Annotated in this window: 16 protein-coding genes; 15 read left to right on the top strand and 1 reads right to left on the bottom strand. The window is 42.6% G+C overall.

Going from position 1 to position 17,038, the window contains the following annotated elements; genetic code table 11:
- Positions 1-249: 249 nt before the first annotated feature.
- The 15 genes from trmJ (at position 250) to LP316_RS13965 (ending at position 15,321) form a co-directional block, all read left to right on the top strand.
- Positions 250-1,011 (top strand): tRNA (cytosine(32)/uridine(32)-2'-O)-methyltransferase TrmJ, encoded by a 762-nt coding sequence (trmJ, locus tag LP316_RS14035; protein WP_193021769.1) that lies wholly within the window; start codon positions 250-252, stop codon positions 1,009-1,011.
- Positions 1,012-1,086: 75 nt separating this feature from the next.
- Positions 1,087-1,893: a serine O-acetyltransferase gene (cysE, locus tag LP316_RS14030; RefSeq protein ID WP_193021768.1), complete on the top strand. Its 807-nt coding sequence runs from the start codon at positions 1,087-1,089 to the stop codon at positions 1,891-1,893.
- Positions 1,894-2,040: 147 nt separating this feature from the next.
- Positions 2,041-2,544: a Fe-S cluster assembly transcriptional regulator IscR gene (gene iscR / locus LP316_RS14025; protein ID WP_193021767.1), complete on the top strand. Its 504-nt coding sequence runs from the start codon at positions 2,041-2,043 to the stop codon at positions 2,542-2,544.
- Positions 2,545-2,584: 40 nt separating this feature from the next.
- A complete protein-coding gene (locus LP316_RS14020; protein ID WP_193021766.1) occupies positions 2,585-3,799 on the top strand; it encodes an IscS subfamily cysteine desulfurase in 1,215 nt (404 codons plus the stop codon).
- A gap of 26 nt (positions 3,800-3,825) precedes the next feature.
- Positions 3,826-4,209: a Fe-S cluster assembly scaffold IscU gene (iscU, locus tag LP316_RS14015; protein WP_193021765.1), complete on the top strand. Its 384-nt coding sequence runs from the start codon at positions 3,826-3,828 to the stop codon at positions 4,207-4,209.
- Positions 4,210-4,215: 6 nt separating this feature from the next.
- Entirely contained in the window at positions 4,216-4,539 is a 324-nt protein-coding gene (gene iscA / locus LP316_RS14010; protein WP_193021764.1) for an iron-sulfur cluster assembly protein IscA, read from the top strand.
- A gap of 26 nt (positions 4,540-4,565) precedes the next feature.
- Complete coding sequence (gene hscB / locus LP316_RS14005; protein WP_193021763.1) at positions 4,566-5,093, top strand: co-chaperone HscB; 528 nt, start codon at positions 4,566-4,568, stop codon at positions 5,091-5,093.
- Between the two features lie 32 nt (positions 5,094-5,125).
- Positions 5,126-7,000: a Fe-S protein assembly chaperone HscA gene (gene hscA / locus LP316_RS14000; protein ID WP_193021762.1), complete on the top strand. Its 1,875-nt coding sequence runs from the start codon at positions 5,126-5,128 to the stop codon at positions 6,998-7,000.
- A 3-nt stretch (positions 7,001-7,003) separates the two neighbouring features.
- Positions 7,004-7,342 carry an ISC system 2Fe-2S type ferredoxin gene (fdx, locus tag LP316_RS13995; protein WP_193021761.1) on the top strand — a complete coding sequence of 113 codons (339 nt, stop codon included), beginning with the start codon at positions 7,004-7,006 and terminating at the stop codon, positions 7,340-7,342.
- A gap of 141 nt (positions 7,343-7,483) precedes the next feature.
- A complete protein-coding gene (locus LP316_RS13990; RefSeq protein ID WP_193021760.1) occupies positions 7,484-8,443 on the top strand; it encodes a Kelch repeat-containing protein in 960 nt (319 codons plus the stop codon).
- Between the two features lie 315 nt (positions 8,444-8,758).
- On the top strand, positions 8,759-10,288 hold the full coding sequence (locus LP316_RS13985; protein WP_193021759.1) for a GGDEF domain-containing protein: 1,530 nt from the start codon (positions 8,759-8,761) through the stop codon (positions 10,286-10,288).
- Between the two features lie 152 nt (positions 10,289-10,440).
- On the top strand, positions 10,441-11,250 hold the full coding sequence (locus LP316_RS13980; RefSeq protein WP_193021758.1) for a MipA/OmpV family protein: 810 nt from the start codon (positions 10,441-10,443) through the stop codon (positions 11,248-11,250).
- A gap of 81 nt (positions 11,251-11,331) precedes the next feature.
- A complete protein-coding gene (locus tag LP316_RS13975) occupies positions 11,332-12,258 on the top strand; it encodes an AAA family ATPase (RefSeq protein ID WP_193021757.1) in 927 nt (308 codons plus the stop codon).
- A 4-nt stretch (positions 12,259-12,262) separates the two neighbouring features.
- Positions 12,263-13,222 (top strand): DUF58 domain-containing protein, encoded by a 960-nt coding sequence (locus LP316_RS13970; protein ID WP_193021756.1) that lies wholly within the window; start codon positions 12,263-12,265, stop codon positions 13,220-13,222.
- 2 nt (positions 13,223-13,224) lie between these two features.
- The gene (locus tag LP316_RS13965) at positions 13,225-15,321 is read left to right on the top strand and encodes a transglutaminaseTgpA domain-containing protein (protein WP_193021755.1); all 2,097 of its coding nucleotides are present in this window, start codon (positions 13,225-13,227) and stop codon (positions 15,319-15,321) included.
- 42 nt (positions 15,322-15,363) lie between these two features.
- Here LP316_RS13965 and ahpF read toward each other — a convergent pair whose 3' ends face one another.
- The gene (ahpF, locus tag LP316_RS13960; protein WP_413470657.1) at positions 15,364-17,004 is read right to left on the bottom strand and encodes an alkyl hydroperoxide reductase subunit F; all 1,641 of its coding nucleotides are present in this window, start codon (positions 17,002-17,004) and stop codon (positions 15,364-15,366) included.
- Between the last annotated feature and the right edge of the window lie 34 nt (positions 17,005-17,038).

Genomic DNA, 17,038 nt, shown 5'->3' with positions numbered 1-17,038 from the left:
TCGATCGAGGAGCGAAAGCGGCGCGCATTGTAGCAAAAAGAATTTAAATAAACGACAAAAAATTTGTAATCATGCGGCCAAATCGATTTTTATTAGATGCTCGTTTATTCACCCCTTAGAAGTAAATCAACTAATTCAGAATGAATTGCCATAGGGTGCTGGGTTGAAAAATGGTGAATTTTTTTAACAACAGGGTTATCGTTCTGTGTTAAACTGCTAACAGTTTTTTAGCCATCTAGATAGTTATAAATGTCAAATTCATTATTAGATTCAGTTCGTATCGTTTTAGTTAACACCTCTGATTGTCGAAACATCGGTTCAGCCGCTCGTGCGATGAAAACCATGGGTCTGAAAAACTTGGTGTTAGTTGATCCAATTGAAATGCCCAATGGCCAAGCACAAGCCTTAGCTGCTGGTGCAACAGATGTCTTAGCAGATTTAACCGTGGTTGATACGTTAGAAGAAGCCGTTAAAGATTGTGGATTAGTCGTTGGTACTAGTGCTCGTTCTCGCACTTTGCCATGGCCAATGTTAGAGCCGCGCACTTGCGGCGAGAAAATGATCGAAGAAGCACCGAATTACCCTGTGGCGCTAGTCTTTGGTCGTGAGAGCTCGGGTTTAACCAATGAAGAATTACAGCTGTGTCATTTTCACGTTCAGATCCCTGCGAATCCAGAATATAGTTCATTGAACTTAGCGATGGCAGTGCAGACCTTGAGTTATGAAGTACGTATGGCCTTTTTAGCACAAAAAAATGCCCAGTTAGCGAGTAAAAAAACTGACGAAGATGAAACTGAATATCCGGTTGTAGAAGAAACTGAGCGTATGTTCGAACATTTTGAGCAAGCGTTAAAGGCAACTGGCTTCATTGTACCGAGTCATCCGGGGTTGGTGATGACAAAATTACGCCGCTTCTTAAATCGCGCTCGCCCTGATGTTAAAGAAGTGAAAATGATGCGCGGTATTTTAGCGTCAGTTGAAAAAGCCGCCAAGAAAAACGAACAACAGTAAAGCGCTGGGTTCAATACCTTAGCCCTTGGTGGTGTGGTATTGCGTTCTCGAGCGCTAAAAATATAAGGAACACCTATGTTTAGTCGTATCAAAGAAGATATTAACAGTGTCTTTGATAGAGATCCCGCCGCTCGCACCGTCTTTGAGGTATTAACAAATTACCCAGGGTTGCACGCTGTGTGGATCCATCGGCTAAGTCACAAGCTTTGGAAGTGGGACCTAAAATGGTTAGCCCGCACCTTATCAACAATTGCCCGTTGGTTGACTGGTGTTGAGATCCATCCCGGTGCCACTATTGGCCGCCGCTTTTTCATCGATCACGGCATGGGGGTGGTTATTGGTGGTACCGCAGAAATTGGTGATGATGTTACGCTTTATCAGGGCGTCACTTTAGGCGGAACTTCCTGGAAAGCCGGTAAACGTCATCCAACCTTAATGGACAATGTCGTTATCGGTGCCGGCGCTCAGGTACTTGGCCCTATTACCATAGGCAAGGGGGGCAAAGTTGGCTCAAATTCGGTTGTGGTTAAAGATGTCCCTGATAACATGACGGCCGTAGGTATCCCCGGCAGAATTGTTAACCCAAATAAAGACGAACAAACAAAGCAGCGTGAACAAGTTGCCGAAAAATTTGGTTTTGACGCATATGCTGTCTCATCTGACAATCCAGATCCCGTTGCCAAAGCAATTGGTCGAATGCTGGACCACATGCATTTAATGGATAACAAAGTCGCTTCTCTATGCGAAGAAATTAATCGACTTGGCGGTGACGTGTGTCAAGAAGCTTTGCCTGAGTTGCGCGTTGGCGAATTTGTCGAAGACGAGCAAAAGGCGGCGGAGCGTCGCCAAAATATCGTTGATGAATTTGACCCTCAAATATAGCAAATAAAAATAATACTTGATTAATTTACTCAAGTATTGACCTTTCACTTTTCCCTCTTTAGAATACCTGAGTAATTAGCTCAGGTATTTGTTTGACTAATTTAGTAGGATATATATAATTGCGCGGCAATTTAATAAAGGCAAATTATGAAACTGACTTCTAAAGGGCGTTATGCCGTTACAGCCATGCTTGATGTAGCTATTCACGCTTCATCTGGGCCTGTGCCTTTGGCAGATATTTCTGAGCGCCAAGGAATTTCACTTTCGTATTTAGAGCAGTTGTTCTCACGACTGAGAAAGCACGGCTTAGTAAACAGCGTCAGAGGACCTGGCGGAGGTTATAAGCTAGGTAAGTGTTCTGCACAAATAGCTGTTGCAGATGTGATCAGCGCGGTTGATGAAAGCGTTGATGCAACTAAGTGTTTAGGTCAAGGTAATTGTCAAGGTGGCAATCAATGTTTAACCCACACCCTGTGGTCTGACTTAAGCAGTCGAATCGAAGAATTTTTACAAGGCATCACTTTGTCTGAGCTCGTTGAGCAAAGAGATGTTAAATCGGTTTCAAAGCGACAAGATGAGCAGCATGAGAAAATGCTCGAAAATGCTCATAAATCGGTAATTGAAACAAAAAGTATTATTCACAACTGGTAATTAATACCGACGTGAACATTAGTTTGGAGAAAGTTAGTCAATGAAGCTTCCTATTTATCTCGATTACTCAGCAACCACGCCTGTTGACAAACGCGTTGCTGAAAAAATGATGCAGTATATGACCACTGACGGTTTTTATGGAAACCCTGCTTCGCGTTCTCACAAGTTTGGTTGGCAAGCCGAAGAAGCGGTTGACATTGCGCGTAATCAAATTGCTGACTTAATTAACGCTGATCCGCGTGAAATTGTTATCACATCAGGTGCGACTGAGTCAGACAACCTTGCGATCAAAGGTGCGGCTAACTTCTACAGCAAAAAAGGCAAGCACATTATTACCTGTAAAACTGAGCACAAAGCGGTATTAGATACTTGTCGTGAATTAGAGCGTCAGGGTTTTGAAGTCACTTACTTAGATCCTGAAGCGAATGGTTTAATTGACTTAACTAAGCTTGAAGCAGCAATGCGTGACGACACGGTTCTTGTGTCAATTATGCACGTAAACAACGAAATTGGTGTGATTCAAGATATCAATGAAATCGGTGAATTGTGTCGTAGTCGTAAAATTGTTTTCCACGTAGATGCCGCGCAATCAGTCGGTAAAATCCCTGTTGACGTACAAGCGACAAAAGTTGATTTATTGTCGATCTCAGCCCACAAAATGTACGGTCCAAAAGGTATTGGTGCTTTATATGTTCGCCGCAAACCGCGCATTCGCTTAGAAGCGCAAATGCACGGCGGTGGTCACGAGCGTGGCATGCGCAGTGGTACTTTAGCAACACATCAAATCGTCGGGTTTGGTGAAGCATGTCGTATCGCCAAAGAAGAAATGGCACAAGATTTAGCTCATGTGACTGCGATGCGCGACCGTTTATGGAACGGCATCAAAGACATGGAGCAAGTATTTATTAATGGTGACTTTGATAAGCGTTACCCTGGTAACTTAAACGTCAGCTTCAACTTTGTCGAAGGCGAATCACTTATCATGGCACTGAAAGACTTAGCGGTATCTTCTGGCTCAGCTTGTACATCGGCAAGTTTAGAACCTTCATATGTATTACGAGCGTTAGGTTTAAATGATGAGCTAGCACACAGCTCAATTCGTTTTAGTTTCGGTCGTTTTACTACCGAAGAAGAAGTTGATTACGCTATTGACTTAATTCAAAAATCAATCGGTCATTTACGTGAAATGTCTCCGCTGTGGGAAATGTTCCAAGACGGTGTTGATTTAGATTCAGTTGAGTGGGTAGCGCACTAGTACTAGTGCATTGAGGAGAGATTATTATGGCGTACAGCGAAAAAGTTATTGATCACTATGAGAACCCGCGTAACGTTGGTTCTATGGATAAAAATGATCCACAAGTTGCAACCGGTATGGTTGGTGCACCAGCATGTGGTGATGTAATGAAGCTTCAATTAAAAATTACCGACCAAGGTATTATCGAAGATGCAAAATTCAAAACCTACGGATGTGGTAGTGCTATCGCTTCAAGCTCGCTAGTTACTGAGTGGGTTAAAGGTAAGTCTATTGAAGAAGCAGCCGAAATTAAGAACACAGCAATTGCTGAAGAATTAGCATTACCACCGGTAAAAATTCACTGTTCTATTTTAGCTGAAGACGCGATCAAAGCGGCGATTGAAGATTACCAAGCAAAGCGAAAAGGTTAAGCTAAAATGGCAGTAACCATGACACCCGCGGCGAATGAGCGGGTCAGTACTTTTTTAGCAAACCGAGGCAAAGGTCTTGGTTTGCGTTTAGGTATTAAAACGACAGGCTGCTCAGGCCTTGCGTATGTATTAGAGTTCGTTGACGAACTAAATGAAGATGACGAGTTGTTTGAAATCGATGGTGTAAACATCATTATCGACGCTAAGAGTTTAGTGTACTTAGATGGCACTGAATTAGACTTTGTCAAAGAAGGTTTAAACGAAGGATTTAAATTCACCAACCCGAACGCGAAAGGCGAGTGTGGTTGTGGTGAAAGTTTCAACGTCTAACCTAGCTGTAAAAACGTGGAGTTAACTTGAATTATTTTGAGTTATTTGGTTTAACACCAAGTTTTAATCTTGATGAAAAACAACTAGCTGACGTTTTTCAGCGCCTACAAAAATCGATGCACCCAGATAAGTTTGCTCATGCCTCAAGTCAAGAGCAGTTATTAGCGGTGCAAAAGTCGTCGATGATCAACGACGCTTATCAAACACTTAAAAAGCCTCTAATGCGTGCTCAATACATGCTTGAATTGCGCGGTGTTGAATTACCAGACGAACAAAGCACGTTTAAAGATACGATGTTTTTGATGCGCCAAATGGAGTTGCGTGAATTACTCGAAGACGTCAAACACGCAAGTGATCCTGACGACGCTTTATTTGCTGCCAGTCAAGAATTAGATAGTGAATATCAGTCGCTATTTGCCGAAATGCAAGTACAATTAGCGGCCAATACTGATGAAGGCAATCTCGCGGCCTCAGAAAGTTTACGAAAATTAAAGTTTTATCAAAAATTACAAATTGAATTAGATCGCATCGAAGATCAGCTATTCGATATGTAATCAATCACCTAATTGTTATATAGAGCCCCATTATGGCGTTATTACAAATTGCCGAACCAGGACAAAGTACCGTTCCTCATGAACATCGCTTAGCAGCGGGTATCGACTTAGGTACCACGAATTCACTTGTTGCAAGTGTGCAAAGTGGTTTACCTAAAACCTTAACAGATGCCCAAGGCCAAGATATTGTGCCATCAGTGGTTAGCTACCAAGAAGGTGCGACGTTAGTCGGCGCTGATGCGCAAGCCAAAAGCGTTATCGATCCACAAAATACGATTGTTTCAGCCAAGCGTTTAATTGGTCGTAGTCTAAGTGATATTCAGGCTAAATACCCCTCGTTACCTTACCAGTTTGCTGGCAAAGAAAATCACCCAACGCTATTAACCCGCTGCGGTGAGGTAGATCCTGTTCAGGTTTCAAGTGAAATTTTAAAAAGCTTATCTGAGCGAGCTCAAGCGTCACTTGGTGGTGAGTTAGAAGGCGTGGTGATTACCGTTCCTGCATATTTTGATGATGCGCAACGCCAAAGCACCAAAGATGCAGCTAAGCTCGCCGGTTTAAATGTCTTGCGTTTGTTGAATGAGCCAACGGCTGCGGCAGTTGCTTACGGTTTAGATACGGCGCATCAAGGTCATACCGATGGCGTTATTGCGGTTTATGACCTAGGTGGCGGTACGTTCGATATTTCTATTTTGCGCTTAAATAAAGGTGTTTTTGAAGTATTAGCAACTGGCGGTGATTCAGCACTAGGTGGCGACGATTTCGATGTTGCCCTTGCCGAGTATTTAGTCGATAGAGCAGGGCTAGAGCGCCCATTGTCGCCTTCTATGGAGCGTCAGTTAGCTGTTCAAGCTAGAGCGTTAAAAGAAGCGCTAACCAACGCTGACCAAGCCATTGTTGAGCTCACATTAGCCGATGGCACAACTTGGCAAGAAGAAATCTCAAAAGCGACATTCGAAGGATTAATTTCAGCCCTAGTGACCAAAACCTTACGCGCTTGTCGTAGAGCATTAAAAGATGCTGGCTTATCAACTGAACAAGTTGAAGAAGTGGTTATGGTTGGTGGTTCGACCCGTGTACCATTAGTTCGAACAGAAGTCGAAAAATACTTCAAGAAAACACCATTAACCTCAATCGACCCTGATAAAGTGGTTGCTATCGGCGCGGCAATTCAAGCGGATGTGTTAGTGGGTAATAAGCCTGATTCTGATATGCTGTTACTTGATGTTATCCCGTTATCGCTAGGTTTAGAAACCATGGGTGGCTTAGTTGAGAAAGTGATTGATCGCAATACCACCATTCCTGTGGCCAAAGCACAAGAGTTTACCACCTTTAAAGATGGTCAAACGGCGATGGCGATTCACGTATTACAAGGTGAGCGTGAGTTAGTTGACGATTGCCGATCATTAGCACGCTTTGAATTGCGCGACATTCCTCCTATGGCTGCGGGCGCTGCTCACATTCGCGTGACCTTTAAAGTTGACGCAGATGGCTTGCTAGAAGTCAGTGCAATGGAAAAATCAACTGGGGTTGAATCATCGATTGTTGTTAAGCCATCATTTGGTTTAGAAGAAAATCAAATTGCTCAAATGCTCAAAGATTCAATGTCTAATGCCAAAGCAGATATTGATGCACGAATGTTAAAAGAGCAACAAGTCGAAGCTGCACGGGTTATTGAAGCAATTGAGTCAGCCCTCGCTAGTGACGCGCACTTATTAAGTGAACAAGAGCTTAACGACATCAAACAAGCTATCACTGAGCTTGCTAAGATCAGCCAAGGTAGCGATACTGATGCAATTGAAGCAGCTATTGAACAAGTTAACCAACAAACGGCTACTTTTGCCGAGCGTCGTATGGATTCATCTATTAAAACGGCGCTATCCGGTCATTCAGTCGACGAGATTTAAACTATGCCACAAATTATATTTTTACCAAACGAAGAATTGTGCCCAGATGGCGCGGTTGTCCAAGCTGAAACAGGCGAGAGCTTGCTTGATGTTGCATTAAAGAATGACATTCATGTAGAGCACGCCTGTGAAAAAGTCTGTGCTTGTACTACGTGTCATATGATCGTTCGTGAAGGCTTTGATTCACTTGAAGAAAGTGATGAGCTTGAAGATGATATGCTCGACAAAGCATGGGGCTTAGAGCCTGAATCACGCTTAGGTTGCCAAGCTATTATTGCTGATGAAGACTTAGTGGTAGAAATTCCGAAATACACCGTTAATATGGTGTCAGAAAACCACTAATCAGGTTTTATCAAGTATTGAGAAAGGGCGTTTGTTATTTTCAGCAAACGCCCTTTTTTGTCGATGACGTGTTTGTTGATTTTTTGTTAATCGGTGAGCTATATTAATCGCATCATATCATTTGAGATAAAGGACTATCTTATGTTCAATCGTTGCAAACTCTTCCTGAGCAGTATTATCTTGGCCTGTTTGTTGTCAGCCTGTCAAAGCACTCAACAAGTGAGTGATGAAACGTTAGTACAATCAACCGAGCTCCAATTACAAACACCAAGGTATGGTCATGCTGCGATTAATGACGGTCAACGGATTTTTGTTTTTGGCGGCGCTAATCAAGACGGTTTCGTGACTGATGTAGAAATTATCGATCCCGTGGCCAAAACTAGCTATGTGGTAAAAGACAAGCTTATTCCTCGCCGTTATTTTTCTGCTGTGTTTGATGGCCAGCAATCGGTATATATTATTGGCGGCGTTAGTGCCCAGGGCGGTAAGTTTCGTTTTGAAAAAACTGTCGAAATATTTGATACCGTTAGCCATCAAGTCAGTTACGCAACCGAGCTAAAAGCGCCAACGAGAATAAATACCGCGGTCTATTACCAAGATGAGATATTTGTTTTTGGTGGTGCCTACCCAACTAAAAACGGCTTAAATGTATCAAAGTTAGCGCTTGCCTATAATACCTATACCCAGCAATGGCGACGACTAGCCGATATGCCAAGTGCTAAAACGACCCGTGCGATCGTTCATGATCAAGCAATTTATGTCGTTGGTGGTTTTGATAGAACGTCCTCGATGAATGTTTTTGAGCGTTTTCTTCCACAAGACAATGCTTGGCAAAAATTACCTGCAATGCCTTTTGAAGCGAGCGCCCATTCTCTTAGCCTTGTTGGCGATAAACTCTATGTTTTTGGCGATTATACCAATCTATCACAAACCTACGTTTATGATTTTACTAATGAGCAGTGGCAACAAGTGAACATTGGTTATCAAGCAAGTCGCCATAATTCGGCAACTACCATAGATGGCGTGACTTATGTCATTGGTGGTAATACTGGCACAAGCGGCCCATTTCTCAATAGCATCCAAGCGTTTGATCTTAATTGATGACGAGTGAATTAACGTCATAGTTGCCGATTCAAGTTGTCTGATCTACATCAAATTAAGGTGATTTTTTAGCGTTAGCTTTTGAATAATGATAATTTCTCGACCATAGTTAAAGATATCTATTCGATTGACGATAACACTTGAAGGTTGATTCCCCACTTTATTAAGCGGGGCGTAAGATTATGTTATTCACAGGTTTTTATGCAACAGCAATCCTTAATCTTTTATCTTTTAACGTTCAGGGCAACTGCTTTAAGGTGGTGGCGTCGCTTTAATTTTGCGGCTGTAGCTTGCGCTTTTTCTTTGCCGCTCAGCGTGTCGGCACAAGAAACTGTTGATTTACAACTCAAGTGGTTTCATCAATTCCAATTTGCTGGTTTTTATGCGGCGCAAAAAGAAGGTTATTATCAAGATGAAGGCCTAAAGGTCAATATTCGGGAGTTTTCACCAGGGCAAGAAGCCATTCATTCGGTGATTTCGGGTAAGAGCGAATTTGCGATAGCTGATTCGAGTGTCGTGTTAACTAAATTGATGGGCGAGCCCGTTGTTGTTCTAGCCACTATTTTCCAACAATCGCCGTTAGCATTAATGACCTTGGAAGAGGCTAATCTAACAAGTCCTATCGATTTAAAAGGCAAGCGAGTGATGTATCGCCGCAATTTTGATGATGCGGTGATCACAGCCATGTTTAGTGAGCTTGGTATAAGCGATCGAGATTACCAGCATGTACCTCACTCTTTTAAAGATGATGAGTTACTGCTTGGTAATGTTGATGCTATGGCAGTATACATCACCAATCAACCCTTTTATTATCAAGAGCGCGGTATCAAGGTCAACCTCATCCAACCGGCTAACTACGGTATCGATTTTTATGGCGATTTGATTTTTACCACTAAAGAATATTTGCTTAATAATACCCAGCAGGCTTTAGCTTTTAGAAAAGCATCACTTAAGGGCTGGCAATATGCCATGGACAATCCAGAAGCGGTTGTCGATTGGATGTTAGCTAACTTGGATATTGATAAATCAAAAGACATGTTGATGTTTGAAGCTCAGATGACTAAGCGGATGATCAAACCCAACCTAATTGATTTAGGTACCTTAAATAAGAAGCGTTTTCAGCGTATCGCCGATATATATCAACAAGCTAGCCCTGAAGCTGCAAAGGGCAATTTGGATGACTTTTTGTATACCGAAGTGATTTCACCTGACGTTGATTATAAACGAGTAGCTTACGTTTCTTGGCTTGGTTTAGCGCTATTAATCATCATTATTATGTCGTTTTGGGGGATTAATAAACGGTTAAAAGTCTTAGTCGCCGAGCGAACAAAAGCGCTGGAAGCGTCTAAACAAGCGCTAGATAAGTTAGTTGTTACCGATGAGCTTACCGGGTTAGGTAATCGTCGAGCGCTCAATAAATTTTTTGTTCAAGAGCTTGATAAAGCGACAAGATACCACAGACCGTTGTCTTTGATTCTTTTCGATATCGACCACTTTAAACAGATTAACGATCAATATGGTCACAACTTTGGTGATACGATCTTAAAACAAATCTCAACCTTAGCGACACAAAAAACACGCGTAGTCGATTTTATCGGTCGTTGGGGAGGCGAAGAGTTTTTAATGATTTGTCCTGAAACGGATGTCAATGGTGCCTTGATCACTGCGGAGCTACTGCGTGAGACTATTGCATCACACCGGTTTAGCCAAAATCTATCGATTACTTGTTCCTTTGGTGTAAGTCAGTGGCGAGAAGGGGAGAGTCAGGAAACCTTTTTTGCGCGCTGTGATAGCGCGTTATATCAAGCTAAGCACGCCGGAAGAAATTGCGTTAAAACACAGTAATTTTACTTTGGTATTAGTATCGGTTCTTCTCTTGGGCTTTTTGTAAAGACTCTTTTTCTACGCAAAATAGTAAACAAAATCATTAGCTAAAGTGAACCTTGCTTGGCAAAATGACGTAAGTGCAATAACACCAATTATAAAGGAAAAATGGCATGCTCTTAGGAAAAGTTATCCTGCCAAGTATACTATCACTGTGCTTTGCTATTCCGCTTATCGCTAGCGCCAATGCTGCGACTCAAGAAGCTAATTCTCAGCTAGATGAGCGAGGGGAGAATCGTGCACAGCTTGAACCGAAAGGATTTTTATATGGCTTTGGTTTAGGCTTAAGTGGCGAAATATATCAAGGTTATGATCGACGTGTTATCCCGTTACCTGTTCTTGGTTATCGCGGAGACAACTTTGAAATTTTAGGCCCATTTGCTAGCTATGATATTTACACTGCTAGCGATATCGATTTCAAATTCAAGTTAGCACCTCGCTTCCAAGGCTTTGACGATGGTGATAGTGACGTCTTTATCGGCATGGACGAGCGTGATTTTTCAATGGATGCCGGGCTTGGTGTCGGCTACGAGCGCAATAACTGGCAAGTTGATGTCAGTGCCATGTTTGATGTTCTTGGTAAATCCAAAGGCCAAGAAATTTCGGCTAAAGTGGGGAAAATCTTCCGCCAAGGGCCTATTTTTATCGAGCCAAACGTGCAAGTTAGTTATCTAGACGACAAACACGTTGATTACTACTATGGCGTCAGGGCTCATGAAGTGAGTGAAACTCGTGGCTTTTATCAAGGTAAGAGTGCAGTCAATTATAGTGTCGGCTTATCGGTATCAACACCGATATTGTTTGATGGCTTTACTATGCTAGCGCTTGATTACACATTGTATGACGACACTATCACAAATAGCCCAATCGTAGATCAAGATACCAATTTGAATTTGCGTCTACTGTACTCGGCTTTTTTTTAATGATGGCCAATAGTTGACTCTTACCCCTACTATCTGTGATTATTTTTCTGTCGCCATATTCACTAATTACGCGAGCCTTTCATGCCTAGAGAATTAGCTAATAAAATTTTAACGCAGATGAATCAACTCATTTTAGGGAAAGAGCATCAAGTTAGATTGGCGTTAACCTGTTTGTTGGCAAAAGGTCACTTGTTGATTGAAGACTTGCCCGGCATGGGCAAAACGACACTTGCTCATGGTTTAGCTCAGTCGTTAGGCCTGAGTTATCAACGCATTCAATTCACCAGTGATTTACTGCCAGCCGATATTGTTGGTTTATCGATTTTTGATCAAAACAGCCAGCGTTTTACACTCCACAAAGGGCCGATTTTTAGTCAATTATTACTCGCCGATGAAATTAACCGCGCGAGCCCTAAGGCACAAAGTGCATTGCTTGAGGCGATGGAAGAGCACCAAGTGAGCATTGATGGCCAAAGTCATCCACTACCGGTACCATTTTTTGTTATTGCCACGCAAAACCCTGCCTTTCATGCCGGCACCTATCCATTACCCGAATCACAGCTTGATCGGTTTATGATGAAAATTGCCATTGGTTTTCCAGAAAAAGCGGCAGAAAAGCAAATGCTCAAAACCTCAAGCGCTCGCAATGAAAATCATTCAGTGCCAGCGGTGATCGATGAAACACAGCTTCTCCAGATGATGTCGAGTGTACAAGCCGTACATTGCAGTGAGGCGGTTATCGACTACGTTATCAAGCTTTGTCAATATACACGCGATGACGAGTTTACTGGTTATCCATTGTCACCAAGAGCGAGTAAAGCACTCATTGCCTGTGCCAAAGCTTGGGCATTTATCGAAGGGCGAGACCACCTCATTCCTGATGATATTCAGGCGGTATTTATTGCGGTCAGTGAGCATAGAATAGGCCATTTAAGCAGTGCTAACCTAAGCGCGGGCCAGCCTAGTCTCGCTCAGCAAGTGTTAAATAACGTCGCTGTTATCGACTAGTGCAATGCTTAAAGGCTACTTGCAAGAGCGCATGCTCAAATGGCTAAAGCAACGCATTCCACCGGCGCGACAGCATGTTTTGTCGAGCCAAAATATTTTTATCTTTCCGAGTGTCTTTGGCTTTGCCTATCTTTTTATGGTGTTGGTGATATTTTTACTTGGCACTAATTATCAAAACAACATTATTTTGATGTTCAGTTTTCTGCTCGCTAGCTTGTTTGTCACGACCATGCTGATCAGCTTCCAAAACCTTAATAAGTTAGCGTTGAGTATTAAAAACTCACCCCAAGGCTTCGCGCACCAATTGAGTTACCTTAAGCTTGAAATTAAATCAGCGAAATCTCATTACTTTTTGCGCTTTGCTGTAGAGCCTGTAACGTCTGATACGCCATGGTTAATGATTGAACAGTTGAACAATGAGCAGCAAAACTGCAATGTGCCACTAGTGCATGAATCGAGAGGGGTTAAGTCGCTCGGTCGCTTGCGTATAGAGTCATCCTTTCCTCTTGGGCTTTTTACTACGTGGACACGATTAGATTTAGCCAGTGAGCTCATCACCTTTCCACAGCCCAAACAGCCAAGTCACTTAACCCATTTATACAATAACCAAGCAGCACAAGACGGCGGTAACTTTTCAAATAGCCAACGCGGCGAAGATTTTTATCAGCTAGAAAATTACCAACCCGGCCAACCGCTTTCCCAAGTGGCTTGGAAACAGCTTGCCAAGTCACAGCAGTGGTTGTCAAAAGGCCATACAGGGCAAGTAAGTCACGATATTTGGTTTGACTATCAACACATGCCAAGCGCTCTTATCGAAGATAAATACAGTGAAATGACAGCGTTAATTCTTGAGTATTCAAAACTGCAGCAACCGTTTGGTATTAAGCTGGTAAATCAAACGATTGCGCCAGAGGTTGGTGAGCATCACCAGTTAACTTGTTTATTGGCGCTTGCTAAGGCTTGAGTATGACAAAGTCTAGCCAGAAAACTAAGCAACGTTTTGCCTTAGCCGTTGAGATGCAAGGATTGTTATTGGTGATTGTACTGGCTAACTTACTCGTGTTGGCTAGCCAACTATCGCCTTGGTTTGTGGTGATTAACGTTAGCTTAATTGCAATCTATTATTTGGGTATTTCACGGCCTAGGCTAAGAGCTCGTCGCTTAGTTTTTGGTTTTACTATTACTGGTGCGCTTATATTAATTGCTTTAAGTCAACAGCTTGGCTTGATGTTAACCATGGTCAATTTGCTGGCATTTAGCCATGTCATGAAGCTTTTCGAGCAAAACCATCCACGTGATTTCTATACCTTTAATTTATTGAGTTTGGTGATCTTAGCAACTGCGATGATTTTTCATCAATCATTGTGGTATTTCTTGTTGTTTTTAGTGCTGTTGGTGCTCAATCTGTTGCCGCTCGTATTTTACGATAAATATCAACGCGGTAATCAACAACAATCGCCAATCTCATTGCTTAAATTACGTCAATTTAGCCCATTACTTGGCAAAGCACTATTGCTGTCGATGCCCTTAGCAATATGTTTGTTTTTTATCTTTCCTCGGCTCCAGCCTTTTGCAGCGATACCACAAGCTAAAATTGCCAAAACAGGGCTTTCAGAGCAAGTATCTGTCGGTGATATTAGTCAACTAGTTCAATCAAATGAGCTTGCCTTTCAGGTAGAGTTTAGCGGATCTTCGACGGTGAACTTTCCACTTTATTGGCGTGCCTTGGTTATGGAGTATTTTGATGGGGTTACTTGGCAAGGTGCAGAGCACAGTCCCAAATTATCGGGGATATTTGCCAGTAAACAGCAGTATTTAGCCTATCTTGCGTCTCAAACACAGCCAGTTGACTTTCAAGGTGAAAGCTTGACTTATCAAGTCTATGTTCAGCCGAGCTATCAGCCGTATTTGTTCGCACTTGATGTTGCTAAGTCAAGGTCGAGTAATGTCACTAAACTTGCTGATCAGACGTTAATCGCTGACAAACCCGTGAGTCAAAAATTGGCTTATCAAGTGCAAAGTTATCCTGAGCTAACGATTGATCGCCAATTACCTGAGTTATCAAGAGCCGTTAATTTGATGCTACCTGACAATTCCAATCCCCGATTGCAAAACTACGCCGATAGTTTGGTTGCTCAGTTTCGACAACAGCAAAATGCTGAGCGATTGATTATTGATACTGTATTAGCTGATATTCGCAACAAGGCTTATTTTTACACCTTAAACCCGCCATTAATTAGTGGCGATAGGCTTGATCAATTTTTCTTTGACACTAAGGCTGGCTTTTGTGTCCATTATGCCAGTGCCTTTACCTTTATTATGCGTTCAGCGGGTATACCTGCGCGTTTGGTCACGGGCTACCTCGGCGGTGAATATCACGAGCAAGGTCGGTTTTATTCGATCAGACAAAAAGATGCACATGCATGGAGCGAAGTTTGGCTCGAGGAGCTAGGCTGGACGAGAGTTGATCCAACAGCTGCTGTAAGTCCAGAGCGCATCGAACAAGGGATTGATGCGGCGTTGGTACAAGAACAAGCGCTGTTTAATACGGGGCTTTTTGGTCGTTTAGGTTGGTTAGACGGGGCAACATTATTACGCATTCGCGGGGCGTTTGAACTTGTCGATTATCAGTGGACTAAATATATCGTTGGTTTTTCACAGCAAAGACAGTCTAGTTTACTTCAGCAACTTTTTGGCCAAGGTCAGCAGTGGAAGGTTGCGCTAACGGTAGCACTGGTAATGGCTAGTGTTTTTGTAGGCTACTTTGTGTTGAGTCAATTTCATTGGCGAAAACCGCGAGTACCGACGCACGTTCGGTGTTTTCATCGGTTACAAGCACATTTTGCCAATAGTCAGTCAAATCAAGTTTTTCAACATAGCCATGCAACTGTTAGGGAGTATTGTCGGCAACTGGCTGATAAACAGCCTAGCAGTAAAAATTTGCTGACCGAATTCTATATCCTATTTGAAGCGATCGACTATCAAGCGATAAGTGACATTGAGGTAAAACAAAAAAAAGCTCAGTTACTGCGGGTCTTGAAGCAGATAACTGAGCAAAGTTGAGTGCATGTGGAAAGTGTTTAAGTTAACTTACTTTATTTAAAGCTAAGCCACTTTGGCCTGGGTTTGCGGTACTTGTCGAATTAAGTAATCAAATGCGCCTAAACTTGCATTAGCGCCATCGCCCATGGCGATGATAATTTGCTTATATGGTGAGTCGGTGACATCACCAGCAGCAAATATCCCTGGCACTGAAGTATTACCTTGTTTATCGGTGATAATTTCACCGCGCGGTGTTAATTCAACGCGATCTTTTAACCATTCGCTATTGGGTACTAACCCGATTTGGACAAAGATACCAGCTAGTTCAAGCGTATGGCTTTGTTCTGTTAAGCGGTCGGTGTATTGTAAACCTGTCACTTTATTACCGTCGCCCAGTACTTCAGTGGTTAGCGCATTCTTAATAATGGTAATATTGCCCATAGATGCAGCTTTATCTTGCAACACTTGGTCTGCGCGTAATTTGCTGTCAAACTCAAGTACAGTAACGTGCTCGACAATACCTGCTAGATCAATTGCTGCTTCAATACCCGAGTTACCACCACCAATGACGGCGACAGGCTTGCCTTTGAATAAAGGACCATCACAGTGAGGGCAATAGGCAACGCCTTTGCCGCGGTATTCCTCTTCCCCAGGTACATTCATTTGTCGCCATCTAGCACCGGTTGCTAATATTACGCTCTTACTTGTTAATACGGCACCATTGTCTAATGTCACTTTAAATAAATCACCTTGTTCAATATCAACTGCTGTATTGCCCGTCATAATATCAACGTCGTAATCTTTTACGTGCTCTTCAAGGCTAGCAACTAATTTTGGGCCTTCGGTTTTCTTAACAGAAATAAAGTTTTCAATACCAACAGTATCGAGCACTTGGCCACCAAATCGGTCGGCAACGATGCCTGTGTTGATCCCTTTACGTGCTGAGTAGATTGCCGCCGACGCGCCTGCAGGGCCGCCGCCAACGACTAAAACGTCAAATGGTGCTTTTTCATTTAAGGCTTGTGCGCGCTTTTCTTCACTGCCGCTGTCAATTTTTTTCAAAACATCAGCCAAGCTAATGCGACCTTGAGAAAACGACGCGCCATTTAAGTAAACACTTGGTACTGCCATGATGTTGCGCTCGTTAACTTCTTGCTCGAATAACGCGCCATCGATCATGGTGTGAGTAATGTTTGGGTTAATTGCCGCTAGCATGTTTAACGCTTGAACCACATCGGGACAATTTTGGCAACTAAGAGAGACATACGTTTCAAAGACAAACTGACCTTTTAGCTGTTTAACTTGTTCTATGGTGTCTACGTCAAGTTTGATCGGATGGCCACCTGAGTGCAACAGTGCCAAAACAAGTGAGGTAAACTCATGTCCTAGCGGGATACCAGCAAAGGTCATTTTAGTTCCACTTTCGCCACTAATGGCTAGCGCAGGGGTGCGATCTAATGTCTCATAATTTAAATGAATCAGTGGTGATAAGTCAGCAATTGTCGTTGCTAAATTATCTAATTCTTGTGATTTGGCACTCTCGTCGATTGAAACGCTAAGAGTGACTTGCTTTGTTAAGTTAGCTAAATACGTTTTTAATTGTTCGATAAGTTGGGAATTTAACACAATAAGCTCCTCACGCCTCAATATTGAGACTGTTGTAAAGTTTGATAAAAAGGCTTGATGGAATGAGAGAAGGCACATCAAGCCGATAAGTATGGGTAACCAAGTTGCTTGC

Origin of the sequence: Thalassotalea sp. LPB0316 (genome assembly GCF_014898095.1) — a bacterium.
Taxonomy (GTDB): Bacteria; Pseudomonadota; Gammaproteobacteria; order Enterobacterales; family Alteromonadaceae; genus Thalassotalea_G.
Note: the sequence above shows the minus strand (reverse complement) of the source record. Positions and strands in the feature narration are given on the sequence as shown.